The organism is Rhizobacter sp. Root1238, from assembly GCF_001425825.1.
Lineage (GTDB): Bacteria > Pseudomonadota > Gammaproteobacteria > Burkholderiales > Burkholderiaceae_C > Rhizobacter.
In genome coordinates, this window is record NZ_LMDM01000001.1 from 389,362 (window position 1) to 411,170 (window position 21,809).

Consider the following 21,809-nt stretch of genomic DNA (forward strand, 5'->3'; position numbering starts at 1 on the left):
ATGCCGGGACTTGCACGGGCCGTCAAGCCCCGGGGTCCGGTCCGCCGATCAGTCGGTGGCCGACTGCGCCGCCTCCACCAGCCGCGCGCGCAGCCACTGGTGCGCGCTGGCCCGGTCGTGCCGCATGTGCCACAGCGCCTCGACGTGGATGCCCGCCAGCTGCAGCGGGATCGGGCGCTGCACCAGCCGGTCCTGGTAGCCGGTGGCGGCGATGAAGGTGCGCGGCAGCACGGTCAGCAGGTCGCTGCTGGCGACCACCCGGCCGGCGGTGAAGAACTGGTTGACCGTCAGCACGATGCGCCGCGTGCGGTGCAGTTGCGTCAGCGCCTGGTCGACCAGCCCGTGCGGCCGGCCGGAGAAGCTGACCAGCAGGTGGTGCGCCTCGCAGAAGCGGTCCAGCGTCAGTTCGCCGTCGGCGAGCGGGTTGCCGCGTCGCATCACGCAGACGTATTCGCTGTCATACAGGCGCTCATGGTGGATCGGGCTGGTGCTGCCCTGGGCGACGAGGTTGGCGACCGCGTCCGGGAAGTAACCGACCGCGAAGTCGACCTCGCCGCGTTCCAGCAGCGGCCGCGGGTCGCGGGTGGTCAGCGGGATCACCCGCAGGTTCGCGAGCGCCTGGCCCTGTTCGATCTGCTGAACGAGGGAGGGCATCAGCATCGCCGCGGTCGCATCCGCCATCGCGAGTCGGAAGTTCGCCACATCCTTCTGGGGGTCGTAGTCGCCCGGCGCGAAGGCCTGGCGCAACGCCGCCAGAGCGGCCTGGACTTCCGGCCACAGCTGTTCGGCGCGCGGCGTCGGCTTCACCCCGAACGACGTGCGAGTGAGCAGTTCCTCACCGACAGAGTCTTTCAGGCGCTTGAGGGCGTTGCTGACCGCCGGCTGCGTCAGCGCCAGCCGCTCGGCTGCGCGGGTCAGGTTGCCTTCGGCCATCACCGCGTCAAACACGCGCAGCAGGTTCAAGTCAAGTGTGCGGAAATTCATGTTTCGTACTCCTCGACACCGGGATATCACTGGCGTGTATATCACTGATTCACAGCTTTCAGTAGTCAACCCATGGGGTAAACCCTAGGATTGCGGCATGCGAGGTCGAAAACGATTTCGCGAGTCTTGAAAGGACCTCTCCATGAACCCCGTGATCAGCCTGAATCTCCCGCAAGTGCCGACCGGCGCCGCCGCGTCCGGTTCGGCATCGCAAGACCTGTGGGGCCGTCTCGGCCGCCGTGTCTGGGCCTCGTTGGAGGCCGCCGGCCAGACCCGCGCCCGTCCCGAACTGCTGGCGCTGGCCAGCCGCTACGAAGCGTCGCAGCCTGAACTCGCAGCCCAGCTGCGCTCCATGGCTTCCGTTCGCCAGCGCTGATACCAGCACGCACCGACCTCCCCCGAATTCGCCACAAGCGACCCCAACCCGAAGGAAACACGATGACCACGACGACGATGGACCTGCAAGTCCCCCAACAACGTACCGCCCCGCGCCTGGCCGCGCCGTTCGCTGCTGCTTTCGCCACGCTGCTGAACGCCCTGAAGCCCGCCGAGCGCGTGAACGTCGAAGAGAACCAGGCCGCCCGTGAGGCCGCCGACGTGCGAGCGATGGCTCGCCAGTACCTGAAGACCGACCCCGGCTTCGCTGCGGACCTGTTCGCAGCCGCCGACCGGCACGAAGAGCTGTTCGGCAACTGAACCGGTGCCGCTGCCACGGGCGGCGGCACACAGAGAGACCACCATGAACCAGTCGACTTTCTTCGCTGACTCGCAAGCCTCGACGGCTTTCGTCCAGCGCATCTCGGACGCTTATGCGTTCGCCACCGCCGCGCTCGCCAGCCTGCTGAGCCCGGCCGCCGAAAGCCCGGCCGAAGCCGCGAGCCGCCTGCGCTCGCTGGCCGACGCCTACAGCGACGGCCAACCGAGCTACGCCGCCGACCTGCGCGCGGCTGCCGACCGGGCCGACGCCCAGGTCTGAGCGTTCGACGCTCCAACGAGAAGGCCCGCATCCGCGGGCCTTTTTTCATGGGTGATCGCGGGTCGCGTCAGCCGGCCAGCCGTGCCTCGATGCGCGCCTTCGTCGCGGTCAGTTCCGCCGGCAGGTGCCAGGCGAGCTGCTTGAACAGCTCGTCGTGCAGCGCCAGCTCGGCCTGCCACGCGCCGGCATCGACGCCGGTCACCTGGTCGTACTGCGCCGCGCTGAAATCGAGGCCGGTCCAGTTCAGGTCCTGGTAGCTCGGCGTGACGCCGAACACGTTCTCGCGGCCCGCGGCCCGGCCTTCGACGCGATCGAGCATCCACTTCAGCACGCGCATGTTCTCGCCGTAGCCGGGCCAGACGAACTTGCCGTCGTCGCCCTTGCGGAACCAGTTCACGCAGAAGATCTTCGGCAGCGTGGCGCCCTTGGCTTGCAGCTTCGCACCCAGCGACAGCCAGTGCTGGAAGTAGTCGCTCATGTTGTAGCCGATGAACGGCAGCATCGCGAACGGGTCGCGGCGCACCACGCCCTGCTGGCCGGCGGCGGCGGCGGTGGTTTCGCTGCCCATGGTGGCGGCCATGTAGACGCCTTCGGTCCAGTCGCGCGCTTCGGTGACCAGCGGCACGGTCGTCGAGCGGCGGCCGCCGACGATGATCGCGTCGATCGGCACGCCCGCCGGGTCGTCCCAGGCCGGGTCGAGCGCCGGGTTGTTGGTGGCCGGCACCGTGAAGCGCGCATTCGGGTGCGCCGCCTTCGCGCCGGTCTCCTTCGCGATCGCCGGGGTCCAGCGCTGGCCCTGCCAGTCGGTCAGCTGGGCCGGCGGCACGTCGGTCATGCCTTCCCACCAGACGTCGCCGTCGTCGGTGAGCGCGACGTTCGTGAAGATCACGTCGCGCTTCAGGCTGGCCATGCAGTTGAAGTTGGTCTTCTCGTTGGTGCCGGGTGCGACGCCGAAGTAGCCCGCTTCCGGGTTGATCGCGTACAGGCGCCCGTCGGCGGCCGGCTTGATCCACGCGATGTCGTCGCCGATCGTCGTGACCTTCCAGCCCGGCAGGCCGCCCGGTGGGATCAGCATCGCGAAGTTGGTCTTGCCGCAGGCGCTCGGGAAGGCCGCCGCCACGTGGTGTTTCTTGCCTTCGGGGCTTTCGACGCCGAGGATCAGCATGTGCTCGGCCAGCCAGCCTTCGTCGCGGCCCATCGTGCTGGCGATGCGCAGCGCGAAGCACTTCTTGCCCAGCAGCGCGTTGCCGCCGTAGCCGGAACCGTAGCTCCAGATCTCGCGCGTCTCGGGGTAGTGGACGATGTACTTGGTGGTGTTGCACGGCCACGCGACATCCTTCTGGCCCGCTTCCAGCGGCGCGCCGACGGTGTGCATGCACGGCACGAAGTCGCCATCGGTGCCCAGCACGTCGAGCACGGCCCGGCCCATGCGCGTCATGATCTTCATGTTGACCGCGACGTACGGGCTGTCGGACAGCTCGACGCCGATGTGCGCGATCGGCGAACCGAGCGGCCCCATGCTGAACGGCACGACGTACATCGTGCGGCCCTTCATCGCGCCGCGGAACAGGGCACGGTCGCCTGTCTGCAGCAGCGCCCGCATCTCGGCCGGGTCCATCCAGTTGTTGGTCGGGCCGGCGTCTTCCTTCTTCGCGCTGCAGATGAAGGTACGGTCTTCGACGCGCGCCACGTCGCTCGGGCTGCTGCAGGCGAGGTAGCTGTTCGGCCGCAGCTCGGGATTCAGCTTCTTGAAAGTGCCGGCGGCGACGAGCTGGGCACAGAGCCTGTCGTATTCGGCGGTGCTGCCGTCGCACCAGTGCACGTCGCGGGCTTCGGTCAGCGCCGCCATCTCGGCCACCCATTCCATCAGCCGGGTGTGTTTGACGTAGGCGGGCGCATTCAGGCGCAAACCCTCCATCGCGGGTCGGTTCATCGTGGACTCCAATCATCAAAGTTGCGGGATCGGGCGAACCTCCGGGCTCGCCCCATGCCGCAAACGCGGTCTGCCATCGCCATCGCCAGGAACAGGCGGTTTCATGCCGGATCGGCAATCGGCGTGCCGCCGCCGGGCAAGGCATTGTCGTTCGACTGTAATCGCGCCGTAACCACCAGGGCCCGGGGGGCCATGCAATTTGGGAATACGGACATGCAAAGCAGTCGTGACTTTTTCGGCGGTTCTGCGCGGCGGCTGGCCGGGCGGTGCGGCACTCGATCCGGCCGCCCCTGGCCGTTTCTGCGGCCGCTTTAAGATCGTCGGATGATGCGACGACGCCTACTCCTTTCCCTCGCAGCCGCCAGCAGTCTGGCTGTCCCGTTCACCGCCCGTGCGGCCCAGCGCAAGTCGCTGGCGGACCCGCTGCTGATGGGCGTCGAGCAGTCGCTGCTCGACTCCGGCCTCGGCCAGGCTTTCCAGAAGGGATTCGGCCGCGACACCGGCGTTGCGGTGCAGGTGTCGGGTGGCCAGAGCGCCGCGCTGATCCAGGCGCTGGAGCGCGGCGAGATCGACATGGCGATGACCAACGCGCCCGAACTCGAGATGCAGCTCGAGAAGCAGGGCCTGGCGCACGACCGCCACCGCGTCGCGCTCGGCGACTACGTGCTGATCGGCCCGGTCGAGGGCAAGGGCAAGAAGGCCAAGGACCCGGCCGGCGTGCTGGGTGGCAAGGACATCGGCGCTGCGCTGATGGGCATCGCGAATGCGCAGGCGCGATTCCTGGGCAACAACAACGGCAGCGGTGCGGCACTCGCGGAACTGCCGCTGTGGCGCGCGTCGAAGGTCGCACCGGCCGCACCGTGGTACATGACTGCTGACCCGAAGAGTTCGATCATCGCGCAGGCCGCGGCGCAGAACGCCTACGCGGTGGTGGAGCGCGGCGTCTGGCTGAGCCACCCGACGAAGCCGCTTGCGATCGTCGTTGAAGGCGACCCGCTGCTGGCGACCGAGGTGCACGTGATGCGCGCGTTCCGCGTCAACCACCCGGCGGCCAAGTTGTTCACGCAGTGGATCTCCGGCCCGCAAGGCCGCCGCGTCGCGGCGAGCGTGCGCGGCTGGCGCTCGGCGACCTGAGCCCCGGTGTCGATGCGGCTGGTCAGCGTCAACGTCGCCCGCGCGAGCGAGTGGTCGATCAACGGCCGGCCGGTGCTGACGGCGATCGGCAAGCAGCCGGTCGACGGCCCGGTCGCGGCGCAGCCGATGGGGCTCGATGGCGACGAGCAGGCCGACCTCAGCGTGCACGGTGGCCTGGGCAAGGCGGTCTACGCCTACCCGAGCGAGCACTACCCGTTCTGGCAGACGGTGCGCGCGCAGGCCCAGGTGGCCGGCTGGGACGAGCCACTGCGACCCGGCTCGATCGGCGAGAACCTGACGCTCGCGGGGATGCTGGAAAACCAGGCCTGGATCGGCGACGTGCTGCGCTTTCCCGACTGCGAGCTTGCGGTCAGCGAGCCGCGCTTCCCGTGCTTCAAGTTCAATGCGGCGATGGGCTTCAACCAGGCCGTCAAGATGATGGCGTCGAGCGCCTGGTGCGGCTTCTACCTGTCGGTGCGCTCGCCGGGCACGCTGCGCGCCGGGCAGGCCTTCGAGCTGGTGCCGGGGCCGCGCGAGGTCGGCATTCCGGAGCTGTTCCGCGCCCGCATGAAGAAGGGCTGAGGCCCGGGCGGCTCAGCCCTTCGGCGCCGACCAGCGGAACATCGGCGACGCGAGCAGCACGACCGCCGCCATCCGCGTCACGTGAAACGCCGTCACCACCGGCACGCCCAGCTCCAGCACCTTGGCCGTCAGGCACATCTCGGCGATGCCGCCGGGCGAGGTGCCGAGCAGCACGGTGGCCGGGTGCAGCCCGCTGAGCTGCGCGACGCCGAGCGCAAAGCCGGCCGACAGCGCGATCATCGCCAGCGTGCCGACGCCCACGCTGAGCAGCCAGCGCGGCGCGGTGTGCAGGAAGGCCGGCGTGAAGCGCGTGCCGAGCGCGACGCCGATGAAGAGCTGGCCGAGGTTGGTCATCCACTTCGGCAGCGCCGACAGCTCGACGCCGGTGGCGGTGAGCCCGAACGCGACGAACAGCGGGCCCAGCACCCACGGGTTCGAGACGCCGCGCCAGCGCAGGAAGGCGCCGCCGGCGGCCGTCATCGCGATCAACTGCAGCAGCCCGTGCCACTCGACGCGTTGCGGGCCGGGCAGCGTCGGGTCGAGCCCGTGCAGGCCGGCGAACTGGAAGCCGAACGGGATCGTCAGCACGACCAGCAGGATGCGCAGCGAATGCGCGCTCGCGACCAGGTCCATGCGCCCGCCGAAGCGCTCGGCCAGCACCGCCATCTCCGACGCGCCGCCGATGGCACTCGCGAAGAACAGCGTCGGCCGGTCGAGCGCCATGGCGGCGTTGGCGCGCGCCAGGTAGGCGCCGAAGCCGGCGCCGAGCAGCAGCGCCCACGCGATGCCGGCGAGGATCACCGCCCAGTGGCTCGCGACGATGCCGACCACCTGCGGCGTGAAGTACAGCCCGAGCACCGTGCCGATGGCCCACTGGCCGGCATTGCGCAGCGGCGTGGCGGCCGCGAACGGCAGACCGGCCATGCAGCCGATGGCTGTCGCGATCAGCGGGCCGATCATCCACGGCAGCGGGGTGCGCAGCAGCAGGCACAAGCCGGCGGCCGCGGCGCCGGCGAGCAAGGTCAGGGCAAGGCGGGCCGGGCGCCGCGCGAGGAATTCAGGCACCCGGCGATGCTAGCCGCGGGGCCTGTCAGCGCGCTTTCAGAAGCCCTCGAGCACCACCTTGCCCCGGGCTTTTCCGCTTTCGATGAACGCATGCGCGCGCTTCAGGTTGGCGGCGTTGATGCTGCCGAAGTGCTCGCCGAGCGTGCTGCGCAGCCGGCCGGCGTCGATCAGCCGGGCCACCTCGTCGAGCAGCTCGTGCTGCTTGTGCATGTCGGCGGTCTGCATCATCGGCCGGGTGAACATCAGCTCCCAGTGCAGCGACAGGCTCTTGCGCTTCATCGGCATCACGTCGAGCGGCTCCTTGAAGTCGTCGATCAGTGCCAGCTTGCCTTGCGGCGCGAGCGCCTCGACGATCTGCTGGAAATAGGTGGGTGTGTGCGTCAGCCCCGCGACCGCGGTGACCTGCGGCACGCCGGCCGCCTGCAGTTGCGGCAACAGCGGCTGGTGGTGGTCGATCACATGGTGCGCGCCCAGTTCGTGCAGCCAGGCCTGCGTTTCGGGGCGCGAGGCGGTGCCGATCACCGTCAGCTTCGTCAGCCGGCGCGCGAGCTGCGTCAGGATCGAGCCGACGCCGCCGGCCGCCCCGATGATCAGCAGCGCGCCTTCGGTGTCGGCCGTCGTGCCGAGGCGGTCGAACAGCAGCTCCCAGGCGGTGATCGCGGTCAGCGGCAGCGCGGCGGCCTGGGCGGCCGGGATCGACGTCGGCGCGTGGCCGACGATGCGCTCGTCGACCAGTTGCAACTCGGCATTGCTGCCCGAGCGCGTGATGTCGCCGGCGTACCAGACGCGGTCGCCCGGCTTGAACAGCGTGACCTGCTCGCCGACCGCTTCGACGGTGCCGACGGCATCCCAGCCGATGACCTTTGCCTGCCCGTCGGCGGGCGTGCTGCCGGCGCGGATCTTCACGTCGACCGGGTTCACCGAGATGGCCTCCACGCGCACCAGCAGGTCGCGGCCGGCGGCGACCGGCTCGGGCAGCGTCACGTCGAGCAGCGACTCGGCATCGGTGATCGGCAGGGGGCGGCGGTAGGCAACGGCTTTCATCGAGCGGCTCCGGAAGGTAGTGGTGCGGTCCGGGCACTGTAGGCAAGTCGATGAGAATTGATAATCCATATCCGCTCACTATCACCTTCAAACAAAATTTGAAGGATGCCGTGACGGCGATCGAGGCAACGACAATACGGTGCTGAACCGTTTCCAGAAAGCCGCCGATGCTCGCCTACCGCCACGCCTTCCACGCCGGCAACCATGCCGATGTGCTCAAGCACACCGTGCTCGGCATGGTGCTGCGCTACATGAACCAGAAGGACAAGCCGTACCGCCTGGTCGACACCCATGCCGGCGCCGGCGGTTATTCGCTCGAAGGCCAGTACGCGACCAAGAAGGGCGAGTTCGAGCAAGGGATCGCACGGCTCTGGGCCCGCGACGACCTGCCCGGCCCGGTGGCCGACTACGTGGCCGCGGTGCGCCAGTTCAACCCCGACGGCAAGCTGCGCCAGTACCCCGGCTCGCCCGCCTTTGCGCAGATGCTGCTGCGCGCCCAGGACCAGCTGCGGCTGTTCGAGCTGCACAACACCGACCACCGCATCCTCGAGTCCTTCCTCGGCGCCACGAAGAACGTCGAGATCTTCAATGCCGACGGCTTCGACGGGCTGAAGGGCCAGGTGCCGCCGTCGAGCCGGCGCGCCGCCATCCTGATGGACCCGAGCTACGAAGGCCACGGCGACTACGGCCGCGTGATCGCCTCGCTGCGCGAGGCGCTGCTGCGCTTCGCCGAGGGCGTCTACATGGTCTGGTACCCGCAGGTGCAGAAGCTCGAAGCCGCGCAGCTGCCGCGCCGCCTCGAAGGCCTGGCGCCCAAGGGCTGGCTGCATGTGCGCCTGACGGTGCAGGTGCCCGATGCGCAGGGCTTCGGCCTGGCCGGCAGCGGCGTGTTCATCCTGAACCCGCCGTACACGCTGCACGACGAGCTGCTCGCGGTGCTGCCCTACCTGGTCGACGTGCTGGGACAGTACGACGACGCGAACTACCTGCTCGAGCAGAAAGCCGCCTGAACCGCGCGGCCGCAGCCGCGTAAGTTAGGTTGCAAGCGGTTTCAGCCGAGTTTCACGAAACGCTCGGTAGATTCCCTGACGCCCGCCGTTTTGCTGCAGTGCCGTAGCTGCACCGCCGCAATCCGCGCCAGGGCGCGCTGCAGCTTGTGTCGCGCGATGTCATGTGCGGTTTTCCACAGTCTTCCACGGGGTGTCCCGGGCTTGTCATCGCCTTAACGATTGGTAAACGTCTTCTTGCAAGCGCTTTCAGCCGTGGCTATGCTCGCGCCGCGTTCGCACGGTCCGCCGATGCGGTCGACATACCCACAAGAGGAGACAAAGCCATGATTCGTTCTTCCCGCGCTGCCCTGCACGGGCTCGCCTGGGCCGTCGCGCTCACGCTGGGCGCCTGCGGCGGCGGCGATTCCGACAGCCCGCCACCGCCCTCGCCTCCCGTGAGCACCGACATCCCGACCACACCGCTGCAGGACTGGCCCGCGATCAAGAGCGCGGTGGCCCGCGATGCCGGCATCGAGTCGCAGGTCGACGCGCTGCTGGCCAAGATGAGCCTGGCCGAGAAGGTCGGCCAGATGACGCAGGTCGAGATCCAGGGCGTGACGCCGGACGACATCAAGACCTACCACCTCGGCTCGGTGCTGAACGGTGGCGGCTCGTTCCCCGGCCAGCACAAGGATGCGGCGGTGGGCGACTGGCTGGCGCTGGCCGACACGCTGTGGGCCGCGTCGATGGACCCGGCCAACCCGAACCCGATCCCGCTGATCTGGGGCACGGACGCGGTGCACGGCCACAACAACGTGAAGGGCGCGACGCTGTTCCCGCACAACATCGGCCTGGGCGCGACGCGCGACCCGGAACTGCTGCGCCGCATCGGCGAGGTCACCGCGCGCGAAGTGGCGCACACCGGCATCGACTGGGCCTTCGGCCCGACGCTCGCCGTCGTCCGCGACGACCGCTGGGGCCGCACCTACGAAGGCTATTCGGAAGACCCGCTGGTCGTGCAGTCGTACGGCGGCGAGGTCATCAAGGGCCTGCAGGGCGCGCTCGCGAAGGACGCGAAGGCCAGCGAGAAGGTGGTCGCGACCGCGAAGCACTTCCTGGGCGACGGCGGCACCACCGACGGCAAGGACCAGGGCGTCACCGCGGTCACCGAGGCCGACCTGATCAACATCCACGGCCGCGGCTACTACACCGCGCTGCAGGCGGGTGCCCAATCAGTGATGGCGTCGTTCAGCAGCTGGAAGGACGCATCGAAGGGCGACACCGCGCGCGCCGACAAGATGCACGGCCACAAGTATTTGCTGACCGACGTGCTGAAGACCAAGATGGGATTCGACGGCTTCGTCGTCTCGGACTGGAACGGCCTCGGCCAGGTCAACACGACCAACAGCGATTCGACGATCGCGTGCACCAACGCGAATTGCCCGCAGGCCATCAACGCCGGCATCGACATGGTGATGGTGCCGTACGTCGACGACTGGAAGGCCTTCATCGCCAACACGATCGCCAGCGTGCAGAGCGGCGAGATCCCGCAGGCGCGCATCGACGACGCGGTGCGCCGCATCCTGCGCGTCAAGCTGCGCGCCGGGTTGTTCAACAAGCCGAAGCCGTCGGCGCGCAATGCGAGCAGCGAGGTCGGCACCGCCGAGAACCGCGCGGTTGCCCGCGAGGCGGTGCGCAAATCGCTGGTGCTGTTGAAGAACAACGGTGCCACGCTGCCGTTGGCACGCAGCGCCAAGGTGCTGGTGGCCGGCAAGAGCGCCGACAGCCTGTCGAACCAGAGCGGCGGCTGGTCGCTGACCTGGCAGGGCACCGACAACGTGAATGCCGATTTCGGCGGCGGCACCACGCTGTGGGCGGCGATCCAGAAGATCGCACCGAACGCGGTGATCGACACCAGCGCCACCGGCGCGCTGGGCAGCGCGGACTACGACGCGGCCATCGTCGTGATCGGCGAGACGCCGTATGCAGAAGGCGTCGGCGACATCGGCAAGAACAAGACGCTGGAGCACGCGAAGCTGCATCCGGAAGATGTCGCGCTGATCGACGCGCTGAAGGCCAAGGGCGTCAAGAAGATCGTCACCGTGCTGTACTCGGGCCGCCCGCTGTACGCGAGCCGCGAGATCAACCGCTCGGATGCGTTCGTCGCCGCGTGGCTGCCGGGCACCGAGGGCGACGGCCTGGCCGACGTTCTGTTCAAGAAGGACGACGGCAGCGTCAATGCCGACTTCAGCGGCAAGCTCTCGTACTCGTGGCCGAAGGCGGCCTGCCAGGTCGCGTTGAACAAGGGCGATGCCGGCTACGACCCGCTGTATGCGTTCGGCTACGGCCTGACCTACGCCGCACCCGGCACCGATCAGGGCGCGTACGACGAGACCACCGTGGCGCAGGGTTGCGGCGTGCCGGCCGGTGGCGGCGGCACCACCGACCAGACGTTGGCGGTGTTCGACGGCGCGAACCAGAGCGGCTTCTCGATGCGCATCGGCGCGCCGTCGAGCTGGGCGGTGCTGGTGGGCTTGTCGACCGCGACGAGCACGTCGACGCCGCAGGGCGAGATCACCGCGGTGCCGGTCGACGACAAGGACGGCAAGCAGTGGGCGGCGATCAAGGCGAAGTGGAACGGCGCCGCCGGCCAGCTCTACATGCAGAGCACCAACGACGCCGACAAGCAGGACCTGCAGTCGTACCTGAACTCGCAAGGCTCGCTGGTGTTCGATGCGCGCGTCGCCGTGGCGCCGACCGCGGCGGTCAAGATGCGGGTGGACTGCGGCTACCCGTGCATGGGCGAGATCGATGCGACCAACACCTTCGGCGCGCTGCCGGCCAACACCTGGACGGAGCTGGCGGTGCCGCTGCACTGCTTTGCCGACCAGGGCACCGACTTCACCGCGGTGAACACGCCGTTCCTGCTGTACAGCAGCGGGGGGCAGTTCGAGGTGTCGGTGGCGAACATCCGCTGGGATCCGAAGAACACCGGCAACGTGCCGTGTGCTGGCGGGCCGGCGGTGAACGTGATCGCGGTGACGGCCGACAAGGACCTGTACGTCAACGGCATCAGCGATGCGGCGGCGCTGGCGGCGCCGGGTGCGTGGTCGACCGGTGGCACGGGCAGCGTGACGCTGACGAACGACGTGGTCGATGGCGCCGACAAGGTCATCGATGTGGCGTTCAACGGCGTGACCGATGGTGGCGGCAATGGCGGCATCTACCTGTCGGTGCCGGACAACACGTTGATCGATGCGTCGGCGATCGCGGCGACCGGCGGCGTGCAGTTCGAGATCCGGGTGCTCGACTACGGCAACAGCACGCAGGACTTCTGGACCAAGATGGTGTGCGATCGCAAGAGCGACACCTGCCGCACCGGCGACCTGAAGGACGAGGTCGGCCACCCGGCGCTGAACACCTGGCAGACGGTGAAGATCCCGTTCAGCTCGCCGGACTACACGGCGAACGGGTTCGACGCGTCGAAGCTGACGTCGCCGCTGGAGATGCTGCCGGCGTGGGACGACCAGAAGGGAACCATCCATTTCCAGATCCGCAACCTGCGGATCGTGAAGAACCTCTGAGCGAGGTTCTCGATTGCGGCGGTCGCGCGGGCCTGGCGGTCAGCGCGTGACCCTTGAGGGGCGCAACGCGAGTTGCGCCCCGTTTTTTTGTTCCTGTTCTGCGTTTGTCTTGCGACAAAGGCGCCGTGCCCCAGCCGCTCAGGGCGAACGGGCGTGGGTTGTTCTCAGGAGGTGCGAGCGGCGCCCACGACCACTGCATGGGCCGCGTCACGCCTGCCAAGCCGGCGGTCGTGCCCGGACAGGCGGCGCGTTGCCTCGCCGGTCGCGCAGGTGTGGCTGAACCGCGAACGCGGTCAGCTGCTGCGGGCCTTGAGCTTGCTGACGACGAACAGCAGCACGATGGCGCCGATGACCGAGGCGATCCATCCGGCCGGTTGCCCGACCGAATACCAGCCTATCGCCTGGCCGACGAAGCCCGCGATCATCGAGCCGGCGATGCCTAGCAGGCAGGTCAGGATCCAGCCCATTTTCTGCTCGCCTGGCAGCAGAAAGCGCGCGATCGCGCCGACGATCAACCCGACGAGGATGGTGCTGATGATGCCCATGGTGTTGGCTCTCTCGTGTGATGGATGTTGAAGATCCTGCCAGACCGAGCATGCCACAAGCACGCGAACGGACGGGCGTGTGTTGATGGCTGCCGCGCTTCGCTCGGCAGCCGAAACTTGGCTACGGCGCCGGGCCTGCCGATGTGTGGCGTCTGATGCGAGGCCCGCAACCGGTGCCTGAGCGGCAGCTTCGAGGTGGTGAGATCAGGACCGAGGACGTCTCTAGGGTCGCGTCAGCCTCGGCCAGGAACGGACGCTGGCGAAGGTCGACTTTCGGGTAGGCTGTGGCCATCATGGATTGGCTAAAGGGTTGACCTGGCGAAGAGCAGGATCGACCTCCGTGACATTGCTTCAAGCCGACGCCTGATGGCGCCGCTCAAATCAAACGTTGAACGGCATGAGTACCAATCACCAAGACGACCTGCTCGCTGAGCTGGTCAAGATCTTCCCGGAATTTCGGGCCGTCTGGGAAGAGGAGAACGAGGATGAAGAGTTTCGCTCTTCGAGCCTTCATAGCGTTTACATGAGCTTCCTTCCCTTCGTGGCAGTCGCGCACCCTACGCAGAAGCAATGGCAGCTCCTTGCCGACCACCTCAGTGAGGCCGTAGCTTCCGGCGCAGATCGAGAGAACGCAGCAGACACTTGCTTTCTCGAGCACCTTCACCAAGTACGGCTCAACAAGATTCTTCGGCCCTTGTTGAGCAAGGCTGCACTGGCGTATGTGCGCGTCTAACCATTCGTTCCAGCGGACCACCTCAGGCGTTCGCGGAAGTCAACCGCTGAGCACCTCGACTCCTCGAAGGACTGTGTGCCGACTTCTCCAATGCAGACCTCACGGGCGCGACGTTCGAGCTCGCCGCGATAGAGTCCATCAAGGCAACGGGTGCCGTGCGAGAGGGAGTCAAAGTCAAGGGCGCGACGTTCTACGGCTGCGAACTGGGCGATGATGACGAGCTGCCATCCTGGGAGTGGTAGTGGGGTGCCGCGCAAGTTCGCATAGGGCTGAAACCCAAGGCCTCAGTTCGGCCACTTCCTGACGGTCACGAGTGACTGGTGCGGGACGAGTCAAGGGTTCCGACTAAAGTGATCGCTACGATGAGTGTTCGAGCATCTTCTGTGCAACCCACGCGTACTTTCCATCCGAGCCGCGGATTGGCGATCAGTTTTTTGATCGGAGCGTGTCTTCTTTTCTGGTTCGGCTGGAAGTTTCTCATGCACCCACTCCTTGGCTGGATGTTCGTTCTTTTCGGTGGGGCCTTTTTCGTGCTGGCCTGCAGAATGATGACGCCAGGCCTCACATACTTGCGCCTGGACAGTGAAGGGTTTGAATTGAAGTCGGGCCGTGTCCGGCGAAAGACGAAGTGGCAAGACGTCAAGTCCTTCCGGCGCGCGTCATTGGGCACTGCAGGATCTGTCATCGCCATTGAGTACCACCCGACCTACACCAAGGAAAGCAAGGCACGCTCGTTCGCAAAGGTCGTCGTCGGAATCGAGGATTTCATTCCGAATGCCTACAACGTCACCCTGGAGACTCTGGAGAAAGAGCTCCGTGCATGGCTTGCCTACTATGGGAAGTCTGGCCACTGATCAAACCTCGCGGAGCTGTGGTTCGAGCCGAGTCGACGTCAAGCACGTTCCTTCTGGTCGGAAGTCGCCAACATCCAACTCGAGCGCCCGGTTGCGGGTGACGAAATGGACGCCCTGAAGATCCGCTCAGGGTCGTCTGGCGAGACCATGAACGTGCGCCCAGCCAGCATGCGCAGCCATGAAGGCAAGCGTCGACCTCTCAATTTTTGCGCGTCGCCTGAGCGCCGGGCCGATGTTCGTAGTGGGGTGGTTGGCGGCAAACGGTTCGTGAGCAGGCAAGAGTCCTCTCAGCATCAAACCTCATGCCGAGAGCGATCCCCCGCGGAGGCCATGTCGGTGAGCAGCTCCCATTCGCCGCGGAGGCTTTTGAGAGCGTAGTCGGCAAAGTGGCGCACTCGCGGGGCCAGATGCAATGCATGCGGGTACACGACATGCAGCGGTGCGCTGGGGATGCTGTATCGCCCCAGCACGCGCACCAACGTTCCCTCCCTCAGTTCCGAGCCCACATCCCATATCGACTTCAGAAAGATCCCGCCGCCGGCGAGCGCGAGCGCTTTGGCCGCGTTGCCGTCATTGCACAGGAAGGTCGCGTTCACCTCGGCCGAGACCGGTCTGCCTTCGTGCTGGAAGAGCCAGTGCCGCGTGCTTCGCTTGCCGTAGAGGATGCAGTTGTGCGCTGAGAGCGCAGCGGGCGTGTCGGGAGAACCGAAGCGCCGCAAGTAGTCCGGTGCGGCGCACAGGACGAGCTCACTGTCGGCGATGTGGCGTGCCGTCATCGTCGAGTCGTCGAGCACTCCGAAGCGCAGCGCCAGATCAATGCCCTGCTCCACGAGATCCACGACGTCGTCGCTCAAGACGAGCTCGATTCGCAACGCCGGATGCATGGCTTGGAACTGCGCCGCCAGCGCTGCGAGATAGCGCGTGCCCAGCATGCGCGTCGCCGTCACCCGCAGGTGTCCGTTGATGTCGGTGCGGCTGTGCTGCATCACCGACTCGGCCTGCTGCACCTCCGCAAGGATGCGCACGCAATGCAGGTGGAAGAGTTCGCCTTCCTGCGTCATTGATTGCCGCCGCGTGGTCCGGTTGAGCAGGCGAACGCCCATGCGCGCCTCAAGGCTGGCCAAGCGCTTGCTCACCACTGCCAGAGACAGGCCCAGCTCGTTCGCGGCCCCAGTGAGACTGCCGGCACTGGCGACCTTGTCGAAGATCGTCAGCTCGACCAGGTTGTCGATCATTGTTTCCATATCGGTGATTTTGAAATCACGATCTCAATCGTTATCAATCTTATGGAGATAACTATAGTGCCTTTCACCACTTAACAGAGCCTCCACGATGAAACGCACATTCCTTGAGGCCTTCCTGGCCGCCGCTGTCGTCACCAGCTTGGTCGCCCCGGTCGCATCCGCGGCCGAGGCGCCCGCGACCAAGGCAAGCCGCTATCAAGCCGGCTATCACCACTTCAAGCTCGGCGACTTCGAGGTCGCGGCGCTCTCCGACGGCACGCTGCCGATTCCGACGCTGAAGCTGCTGACCAACGCCCAGCCCGGCGAGGTGGTGTCGCGCCTGGCGGACACGTATCAGACGACCGAGGTCGATGCCTCGGTCAACGCCTACCTGATCCGGGCGGGCGACCGCCTGATCCTGATGGACGCCGGCACCGGCGAGCTTTACGGTCCGACGTTGAACAAGCTCGAGGCCAGTCTCAAGGCGGTGGGCGCCACCCCGGAGCGGATCACCGACATCCTGATCACGCACATCCACACCGACCACACCGGTGGCCTGATGGATGGCAAGCGCATCGTGTTTCCCAACGCCACGGTCCACATCGAGCAGAAGGAGGTCGCGTACTGGCTGAATCCCGAGAATCGCGCCCGGGCGCCGGATGCGGCGAAGAAGTACTTCGACGAGGCTTCATCCAAGGTGCAACCCTATGTCGATGCCGGAAAGGTGAAGACGTTCTCCGGCGCGACCGAGCTGTTCCCCGGCATCCGTTCCATCCCCGCTCCGGGCCACACACCGGGCCACACGTTCTACGCGCTCGAGAGCAAGGGCGAGAAGCTGGTGTTCTGGGGCGACCTGGTTCACGTGGCGGAAGTCCAGATGCCCGACCCGGGCGTGATGATCGTCTTCGACGTCGATCCCAAGGCCGCCGCAGCAACGCGCAAGAAGGCGTTCGCCGACGCGGTCAAGGGCCGGTACTGGGTCGCGGCCGACCACATCTCATTCCCCGGCGTCGGCCATCTGCGTCGCGATGGCACAGGCTACCGGTGGATCCCCATGACCTACGTGAACGACCACTACGAGGCGAAGTGAACCGTGGCCCAGCGGTTCAGGGCAGCGGATGGCGGCTCAGGGTCGAAAGCAACCAAACGCGCCTTGAACTCGCAGCACGCTCGCCGGAGGCACGGAAGAATTCCCGTGCCTCCAATGCAGGTCAGCGAACCTTGCCAGCCTTCCACGCATTCAGCAGCGTGTCATAAGCGATCGTCTCGCCCTTCGGCTTCTCGTTCGCCAGCTTCTTCCACGGCGCGCCCTTGTCGCTCAGCCACTTGTTCGGGTCGCCCTTCGGGTTCAGCTTCGGTGCGCAGCGTGCCATCCCGGCGCGCTCCAGCCGCGACATCACCTGGTCCATCTCCTCGGCCAGGTTGTCCATCGCGGCCTGCGGCGTCTTCTCGCCAGTCACCGCCACCGCCACGTTCTTCCACCACAGCTGCGCCAGCTTCGGGTAGTCGGGCACGTTGGTGCCGGTCGGCGTCCATGCCACACGCGCCGGGCTGCGGTAGAACTCCACCAGGCCGCCCAGCTTCGGCGCCAGGTCCGTCATCGCCTTCGACTGGATGTCGCTCTCGCGGATCGGCGTCAGGCCGGTGATCGTCTTCTTCAGCGAGGTCGTCTTCGCCGTCACGAACTGCGCATACAGCCACGCCGCCGCCGTGCGGTTCGCGTCATGCGCCTCGAAGAAGGTCCACGAGCCCACGTCCTGGTAGCCGTTCTGCATGCCCTGCTTCCAGTACGGGCCGTTCGGGCCGGGCGCCATGCGCCACTTCGGCGTGCCGTCGGCATTCACCACCGGCAGGCCCGGCTTGGTCATGTCGGCGGTGAACGCGGTGTACCAGAAGATCTGCTGCGCAATCTGGCCCTGCGCCGGCACCGGGCCGGCTTCGCCGAAGGTCATGCCGGTGGCTTCCTTCGGGGCGTACTTCTTCATCCAGTCGACATACTTCGTCAGCGCATACACGGCCGCCGGCGAGTTGGTGGCACCACCGCGCGAGACCGACGCCCCCTGCGGCGTGCAACCGTCGGCCGACGCGCGGATGCCCCACTCGTCCACCGGCATGCCGTTCGGGATGCCGATGTCGGCCGTGCCGGCCATCGACAGCCACGCATCGGTGAAGCGCCAGCCCAGCGACGGATCCTTCTTGCCGTAGTCCATGTGGCCGTAGATCGGCTTGCCGTCGATCGTCTTCACGTCTTCGCTGAAGAACGCGGCGATGTCCTCGTACGCGCTCCAGTTGAGCGGCACGCCCAGGTCGTAGCCGTACTTGGCCTTGAACTTGTCCTTCAGGTCCTGGCGTGCGAACAGGTCGGCGCGGAACCAGTACAGGTTCGCGAACTGCTGGTCGGGCAGCTGGTACAGCTTCTTGTCCGGCGCGGTCGTGAAGCTCGTGCCAATGAAGTCCTTGATGTCCAGGCCCGGGTTCGTCCACTCCTTGCCCTTGCCCGACATGTAGTCGGTCAGGTTCATGATCTTGCCGTAGCGGTAGTGCGTGCCGATCAGGTCCGAATCGGAAATCCAGCCGTCATAGATCGACTTGCCCGACTGCATCGAGGTCTGCAGCTTCTCGACCACGTCGCCTTCCTGGATCAGGTCGTGCTTCACCTTGATGCCGGTGATCTCCTCGAAGGCCTTGGCCAGCGTCTTCGATTCGTACTCGTGCGTCGTGATCGTCTCCGACACCACCGAGATCTCCTTCACGCCCTTGGCCTGCAGCTTCTTCGCAGCCTCGATGAACCACTTCATCTCGGCCATCTGCTGGTCCTTGTTCAGCGTCGACGGCTGGAACTCGGCATCGATCCATTTCTTCGCCTCGGCCTCGCCGGCCCAGGCGCTGTGGCCCAGTGCCAGCGCAACGGCGGCAAACGCCACGGCGTTCAAGCGCAACTTCATGTCTGTCTCCTCTGGTACTTCCCGGGGTTCACTCGGCACGCCGGCTGGGAAGAATCACCGGCGGCGTTTTCAAACAGAAAGGGAGCTTCAGCTTTTGCGTCGACTCATCAGCCCTTGCGCATCACGAGCGCCAGCAAGGCCATCGAGACGCCGAAGCTGATCCAGATCGACGGTTCCTCCGCCAGCCCGAACCAGCCGACCATCTTCTCGCTCAGCGCGACGAAGGCCAGGTTCACGTAAGCCGCGCTCAGCAGCCCGATGAAGAGCCGGTCGCCGCGCGTCGTCGCCATCGGCAGGAAGCCGCGGCGCAGCGTGGTGGGCGACTTCAGCTCCCACACCGTCATGCCGGCCAGCATCAGCACGATGCAGACGAAGAACACCGCCACCGGTGTCGTCCATGCCATCCACTCGAACATCACACTCTCCCCATCGCGAAGCCCTTGGCGATGTAATGCCGCACGAACCAGATCACGATCGCGCCCGGCACGATGGTCAGCACGCCGGCCGCTGCCAGCACGCCCCAGTCCATGCCCGACGCGCTGACGGTGCGCGTCATCACCGCGACGATCGGCTTCGCGTTGACGCTGGTCAGCGTGCGCGCCATCAGCAGCTCGACCCAGCTGAACATGAAGCAGAAGAACGCCGCCACGCCCACGCCGGCCTTGATCAGCGGGATGTAGATCGTCAGGAAGAAGCGCGGGAACGAATAGCCGTCGATGTAGGCCGTCTCGTCGATCTCGCGCGGGATGCCGCTCATGAAGCCCTCGAGGATCCACACCGCCAGCGGCACGTTGAACAGCAGGTGCGCCAGCGCCACCGCGATGTGCGTGTCCATCAGCCCGAGCGTCGTGTACAGCTGGAAGAACGGCAGCAGGAACACCGCCGGCGGCGTCATGCGGTTGGTCAGCAGCCAGAAGAACACATGCTTGTCGCCGAGGAAGCTGTAGCGCGAGAACGCATACGCCGCCGGCAGCGCCACCAGCAGCGAGATCACCGTGTTGATGGCCACGTAGATCATCGAGTTGATGTAGCCCGAGTACCAGGACTCGTCGGTGAAGATCGTGACGTAGTGGTCGATCGTGAAATGCTGCGGCCACAGGCTGAACGAGGACAGGATCTCCTCGTTCGTCTTGAACGACATGTTCACCATCCAGTACACCGGCAGGATCGCGAACACCAGGTACAGCAGCAGGAAGACCACCCGCTTCTTGAAACGGCGTTCATCCATGGGCGGCTCCCTCGGTCGTTGCGGCGTCCTGGCCCACGCGCTGCATCCAGTTGTAGAGGATGAAGCACAGCAACAGGATGATCAGGAAGTAGATCAGCGAGAAGGCCGCGGCCGGGCCCAGGTCGAACTGGCCGACCGCCTTCTGCGTCAGGTACTGGCTCAGGAAGGTGGTCGCATTGCCCGGCCCGCCGCCGGTCAGCACGAACGGTTCGGTGTAGATCATGAAGCTGTCCATGAAGCGCAGCAGCACCGCGATCATCAGCACGCCGCGCAGCTTGGGCAGCTGGATGAAGCGGAACACCGCGAACTTGCTTGCGCCGTCGATGCGCGCGGCCTGGTAGTAGGCGTCGGGGATCGCGCGCAGCCCGGCGAAGCACAGCAGTGCCACCAGCGGCGTCCAGTGCCACACGTCCATCAGCAGCACGGTCAGCCACGCATCGGTCGCGTTGCCGGTGTAGCTGTAGTCGATGCCGAGCTTCGCGAACGCGGCGCCCATCAGCCCGATGTCGGTGCGGCCGTAGATCTGCCAGATGGTGCCGACCACGTTCCACGGGATCAGCAGCGAGATCGCCACCAGCACCAGCACCGCGGACGAGCGCGCGCCCTTGGCCGGCATCGACAGTGCGAGGCCGATGCCCAGCGGAATCTCGACCAGCAGCACCGCGAGCGAAAAGCAGATCTGGCGCAGCAACGCGCCCTGCAGGTCTTCGTCGCGCATCACCGACTTGAACCACTCAGTGCCGACGAACACGCGCCGCTCGGGCGAGATGATGTCCTGCACCGAGTAGTTGACGACCGTCATCAGCGGCAGCACCGCCGAGAAGGCCACGCACAGCACCACCGGCAGGATCAGCAGCCAGGCTTTCTGGTTGACCGGCTTCATGCCGCCACCTCCACGGAAGAATCGATCAAGACATCGTCGCGGTAATAGCAGGTGTGCGAGCCGACCAGCGACAGCCACACCGCGTCGCCAACGCGCGGGATGCGCTGGTCGGGCGACAGGCGGGCGCGGATCGTCTGCTCACTGTCGCCGGACCCGAGGCGCGCACTGAGCAGCCAGTAGGTGCCGATGTCCTGCGCCTGCGTCACGGTGGCCGGCACGGCGCCGGCGGCCTCGGGCGCGGCCAGCGTCACGTACTCCGGCCGCACGCCGAGCGCGAAGCTGCCCTCGCCATGCAGCGGGTTGTGCGCCAGCGGCAGCACGCGGCCGGCCACGTCGAGACCCTGCCCGGCCCAGCGCACCGGCAGGAAGTTCATGCCCGGCGAGCCGATGAAGTGGCCGACGAAGCGGTGCTGCGGCCGCTCGAACAGCGCCGACGCGCTGCCCACCTGCACCGCGCGTCCGCGCGTCATCACGACCACCTGGTCGGCGAAGGTCAGCGCCTCGACCTGGTCGTGCGTCACGTACACCAGCGTCAGCTTCAGCTCGTGGTGGATCTGCTTCAGCTTGCGGCGCAGCTGCCACTTCAGGTGCGGGTCGATGACGGTCAGCGGCTCGTCGAACAGCACCGCCGACACGTCCTCGCGCACCAGCCCGCGGCCCAGCGAGATCTTCTGCTTGGCATCGGCGGTGAGGCCGGCCGCGCGCACATTGAGCTGGCCGCTCATCTCCAGCATCTCGGCAATCTGGCCGACGCGCTGGCGGATGCGGTCCGGTGCGACACCACGGTTGCGCAACGGGAACGCAAGGTTCTCGGCGACGGTCATCGTGTCGTAGATGACGGGGAACTGGAACACCTGCGCGATGTTGCGCTGCTGCGGTGACTGCCCGGTGACGTCCTGCCCGCCGAACTTCACGGTGCCCTGCGACGGCGTCACCAGGCCCGAGATGATGTTCAGCAGCGTCGTCTTGCCGCAGCCCGACGGGCCGAGCAGCGCATAGGCGCCGCCGTCGTCGAAGGTCATCTTCAGCGGCAGCAGCGCGTAGTCCTCGTCGCGCTGCGGGTTCGGCTTGTAGGCGTGCGCGAGGTCAAGGTCAATGCGTGCCATC

The 21,809-nt window shown here is 66.7% G+C and carries 22 protein-coding genes; 10 read left to right on the top strand and 12 right to left on the bottom strand.

Annotation, left to right across the window (positions count from 1 at the left end; all coding sequences use genetic code 11):
* Positions 1-48: 48 nt before the first annotated feature.
* Complete coding sequence (locus tag ASC98_RS01830; RefSeq protein ID WP_056803624.1) at positions 49-984, bottom strand: LysR family transcriptional regulator; 936 nt, start codon at positions 982-984, stop codon at positions 49-51.
* Between the two features lie 142 nt (positions 985-1,126).
* Here ASC98_RS01830 and ASC98_RS01835 point away from each other — a divergent pair, with 142 nt between their 5' ends.
* The 3 genes from ASC98_RS01835 to ASC98_RS01845 all read left to right on the top strand — a co-directional run bounded on the left by ASC98_RS01835 (position 1,127) and on the right by ASC98_RS01845 (position 1,960).
* Positions 1,127-1,360 (top strand): hypothetical protein, encoded by a 234-nt coding sequence (locus ASC98_RS01835; protein ID WP_056803627.1) that lies wholly within the window; start codon positions 1,127-1,129, stop codon positions 1,358-1,360.
* A gap of 62 nt (positions 1,361-1,422) precedes the next feature.
* A complete protein-coding gene (locus ASC98_RS01840; RefSeq protein WP_056803629.1) occupies positions 1,423-1,680 on the top strand; it encodes a hypothetical protein in 258 nt (85 codons plus the stop codon).
* Between the two features lie 43 nt (positions 1,681-1,723).
* Positions 1,724-1,960, top strand: a complete 237-nt coding sequence (locus ASC98_RS01845) for a hypothetical protein (RefSeq protein WP_056803632.1) — start codon at positions 1,724-1,726, stop codon at positions 1,958-1,960.
* 67 nt (positions 1,961-2,027) lie between these two features.
* On the opposite strand, the gene ASC98_RS01850 is transcribed toward ASC98_RS01845, so the two are convergent.
* Entirely contained in the window at positions 2,028-3,893 is a 1,866-nt protein-coding gene (locus ASC98_RS01850) for a phosphoenolpyruvate carboxykinase (GTP) (RefSeq protein WP_056803634.1), read from the bottom strand.
* Between the two features lie 324 nt (positions 3,894-4,217).
* Here ASC98_RS01850 and ASC98_RS01855 point away from each other — a divergent pair, with 324 nt between their 5' ends.
* Positions 4,218-5,027 carry a substrate-binding domain-containing protein gene (locus tag ASC98_RS01855; protein WP_082541806.1) on the top strand — a complete coding sequence of 270 codons (810 nt, stop codon included), beginning with the start codon at positions 4,218-4,220 and terminating at the stop codon, positions 5,025-5,027.
* A gap of 12 nt (positions 5,028-5,039) precedes the next feature.
* Positions 5,040-5,609: an MOSC domain-containing protein gene (locus tag ASC98_RS01860; RefSeq protein ID WP_056804754.1), complete on the top strand. Its 570-nt coding sequence runs from the start codon at positions 5,040-5,042 to the stop codon at positions 5,607-5,609.
* Between the two features lie 12 nt (positions 5,610-5,621).
* Here ASC98_RS01860 and ASC98_RS01865 read toward each other — a convergent pair whose 3' ends face one another.
* Both ASC98_RS01865 and ASC98_RS01870 read right to left on the bottom strand, forming a co-directional pair.
* Positions 5,622-6,674 carry an AbrB family transcriptional regulator gene (locus ASC98_RS01865; RefSeq protein WP_056803639.1) on the bottom strand — a complete coding sequence of 351 codons (1,053 nt, stop codon included), beginning with the start codon at positions 6,672-6,674 and terminating at the stop codon, positions 5,622-5,624.
* Positions 6,675-6,710: 36 nt separating this feature from the next.
* The gene (locus ASC98_RS01870) at positions 6,711-7,718 is read right to left on the bottom strand and encodes a zinc-binding alcohol dehydrogenase family protein (RefSeq protein ID WP_056803643.1); all 1,008 of its coding nucleotides are present in this window, start codon (positions 7,716-7,718) and stop codon (positions 6,711-6,713) included.
* A 167-nt stretch (positions 7,719-7,885) separates the two neighbouring features.
* On the opposite strand from ASC98_RS01870, the gene ASC98_RS01875 reads away from it, so the two are divergent.
* Positions 7,886-8,728, top strand: a complete 843-nt coding sequence (locus ASC98_RS01875) for a 23S rRNA (adenine(2030)-N(6))-methyltransferase RlmJ (protein ID WP_056803644.1) — start codon at positions 7,886-7,888, stop codon at positions 8,726-8,728.
* A gap of 323 nt (positions 8,729-9,051) precedes the next feature.
* Positions 9,052-12,291 carry a glycoside hydrolase family 3 N-terminal domain-containing protein gene (locus ASC98_RS01880; protein WP_056803647.1) on the top strand — a complete coding sequence of 1,080 codons (3,240 nt, stop codon included), beginning with the start codon at positions 9,052-9,054 and terminating at the stop codon, positions 12,289-12,291.
* A 293-nt stretch (positions 12,292-12,584) separates the two neighbouring features.
* Here the strand turns inward: ASC98_RS01880 and ASC98_RS01885 are convergent, their stop codons facing one another.
* Positions 12,585-12,836 carry a GlsB/YeaQ/YmgE family stress response membrane protein gene (locus ASC98_RS01885; protein WP_056803650.1) on the bottom strand — a complete coding sequence of 84 codons (252 nt, stop codon included), beginning with the start codon at positions 12,834-12,836 and terminating at the stop codon, positions 12,585-12,587.
* Between the two features lie 376 nt (positions 12,837-13,212).
* On the bottom strand, positions 13,213-13,590 hold the full coding sequence (locus ASC98_RS30000) for a hypothetical protein (protein ID WP_157597848.1): 378 nt from the start codon (positions 13,588-13,590) through the stop codon (positions 13,213-13,215).
* A 50-nt stretch (positions 13,591-13,640) separates the two neighbouring features.
* Here ASC98_RS30000 and ASC98_RS32230 point away from each other — a divergent pair, with 50 nt between their 5' ends.
* Both ASC98_RS32230 and ASC98_RS01895 read left to right on the top strand, forming a co-directional pair.
* The gene (locus ASC98_RS32230) at positions 13,641-13,811 is read left to right on the top strand and encodes a pentapeptide repeat-containing protein (RefSeq protein ID WP_157597887.1); all 171 of its coding nucleotides are present in this window, start codon (positions 13,641-13,643) and stop codon (positions 13,809-13,811) included.
* 237 nt (positions 13,812-14,048) lie between these two features.
* On the top strand, positions 14,049-14,423 hold the full coding sequence (locus ASC98_RS01895) for a hypothetical protein (protein WP_157597849.1): 375 nt from the start codon (positions 14,049-14,051) through the stop codon (positions 14,421-14,423).
* Positions 14,424-14,716: 293 nt separating this feature from the next.
* Here ASC98_RS01895 and ASC98_RS01900 read toward each other — a convergent pair whose 3' ends face one another.
* The gene (locus ASC98_RS01900; RefSeq protein ID WP_056803659.1) at positions 14,717-15,667 is read right to left on the bottom strand and encodes a LysR family transcriptional regulator; all 951 of its coding nucleotides are present in this window, start codon (positions 15,665-15,667) and stop codon (positions 14,717-14,719) included.
* A gap of 88 nt (positions 15,668-15,755) precedes the next feature.
* On the opposite strand from ASC98_RS01900, the gene ASC98_RS01905 reads away from it, so the two are divergent.
* On the top strand, positions 15,756-16,736 hold the full coding sequence (locus ASC98_RS01905; protein WP_056803661.1) for an MBL fold metallo-hydrolase: 981 nt from the start codon (positions 15,756-15,758) through the stop codon (positions 16,734-16,736).
* Positions 16,737-16,857: 121 nt separating this feature from the next.
* Here ASC98_RS01905 and ASC98_RS01910 read toward each other — a convergent pair whose 3' ends face one another.
* From ASC98_RS01910 to ASC98_RS01930, 5 genes are all read right to left on the bottom strand, one after another.
* Positions 16,858-18,591, bottom strand: coding sequence for an ABC transporter substrate-binding protein (locus ASC98_RS01910; RefSeq protein WP_056803664.1), 1,734 nt, complete (start codon positions 18,589-18,591; stop codon positions 16,858-16,860).
* 107 nt (positions 18,592-18,698) lie between these two features.
* Complete coding sequence (locus tag ASC98_RS01915; protein WP_056803667.1) at positions 18,699-19,007, bottom strand: DUF2160 domain-containing protein; 309 nt, start codon at positions 19,005-19,007, stop codon at positions 18,699-18,701.
* Entirely contained in the window at positions 19,007-19,819 is an 813-nt protein-coding gene (locus ASC98_RS01920) for a carbohydrate ABC transporter permease (protein ID WP_056803669.1), read from the bottom strand. Before ASC98_RS01920 ends, ASC98_RS01915 begins: the two co-directional genes overlap by 1 nt.
* Positions 19,812-20,702, bottom strand: coding sequence for a carbohydrate ABC transporter permease (locus tag ASC98_RS01925; protein ID WP_056803672.1), 891 nt, complete (start codon positions 20,700-20,702; stop codon positions 19,812-19,814). Before ASC98_RS01925 ends, ASC98_RS01920 begins: the two co-directional genes overlap by 8 nt.
* Positions 20,699-21,808 carry an ABC transporter ATP-binding protein gene (locus ASC98_RS01930; protein ID WP_056803675.1) on the bottom strand — a complete coding sequence of 370 codons (1,110 nt, stop codon included), beginning with the start codon at positions 21,806-21,808 and terminating at the stop codon, positions 20,699-20,701. The genes ASC98_RS01925 and ASC98_RS01930 overlap by 4 nt, the downstream gene beginning before the upstream one ends.
* Position 21,809 lies beyond the last annotated feature (1 nt).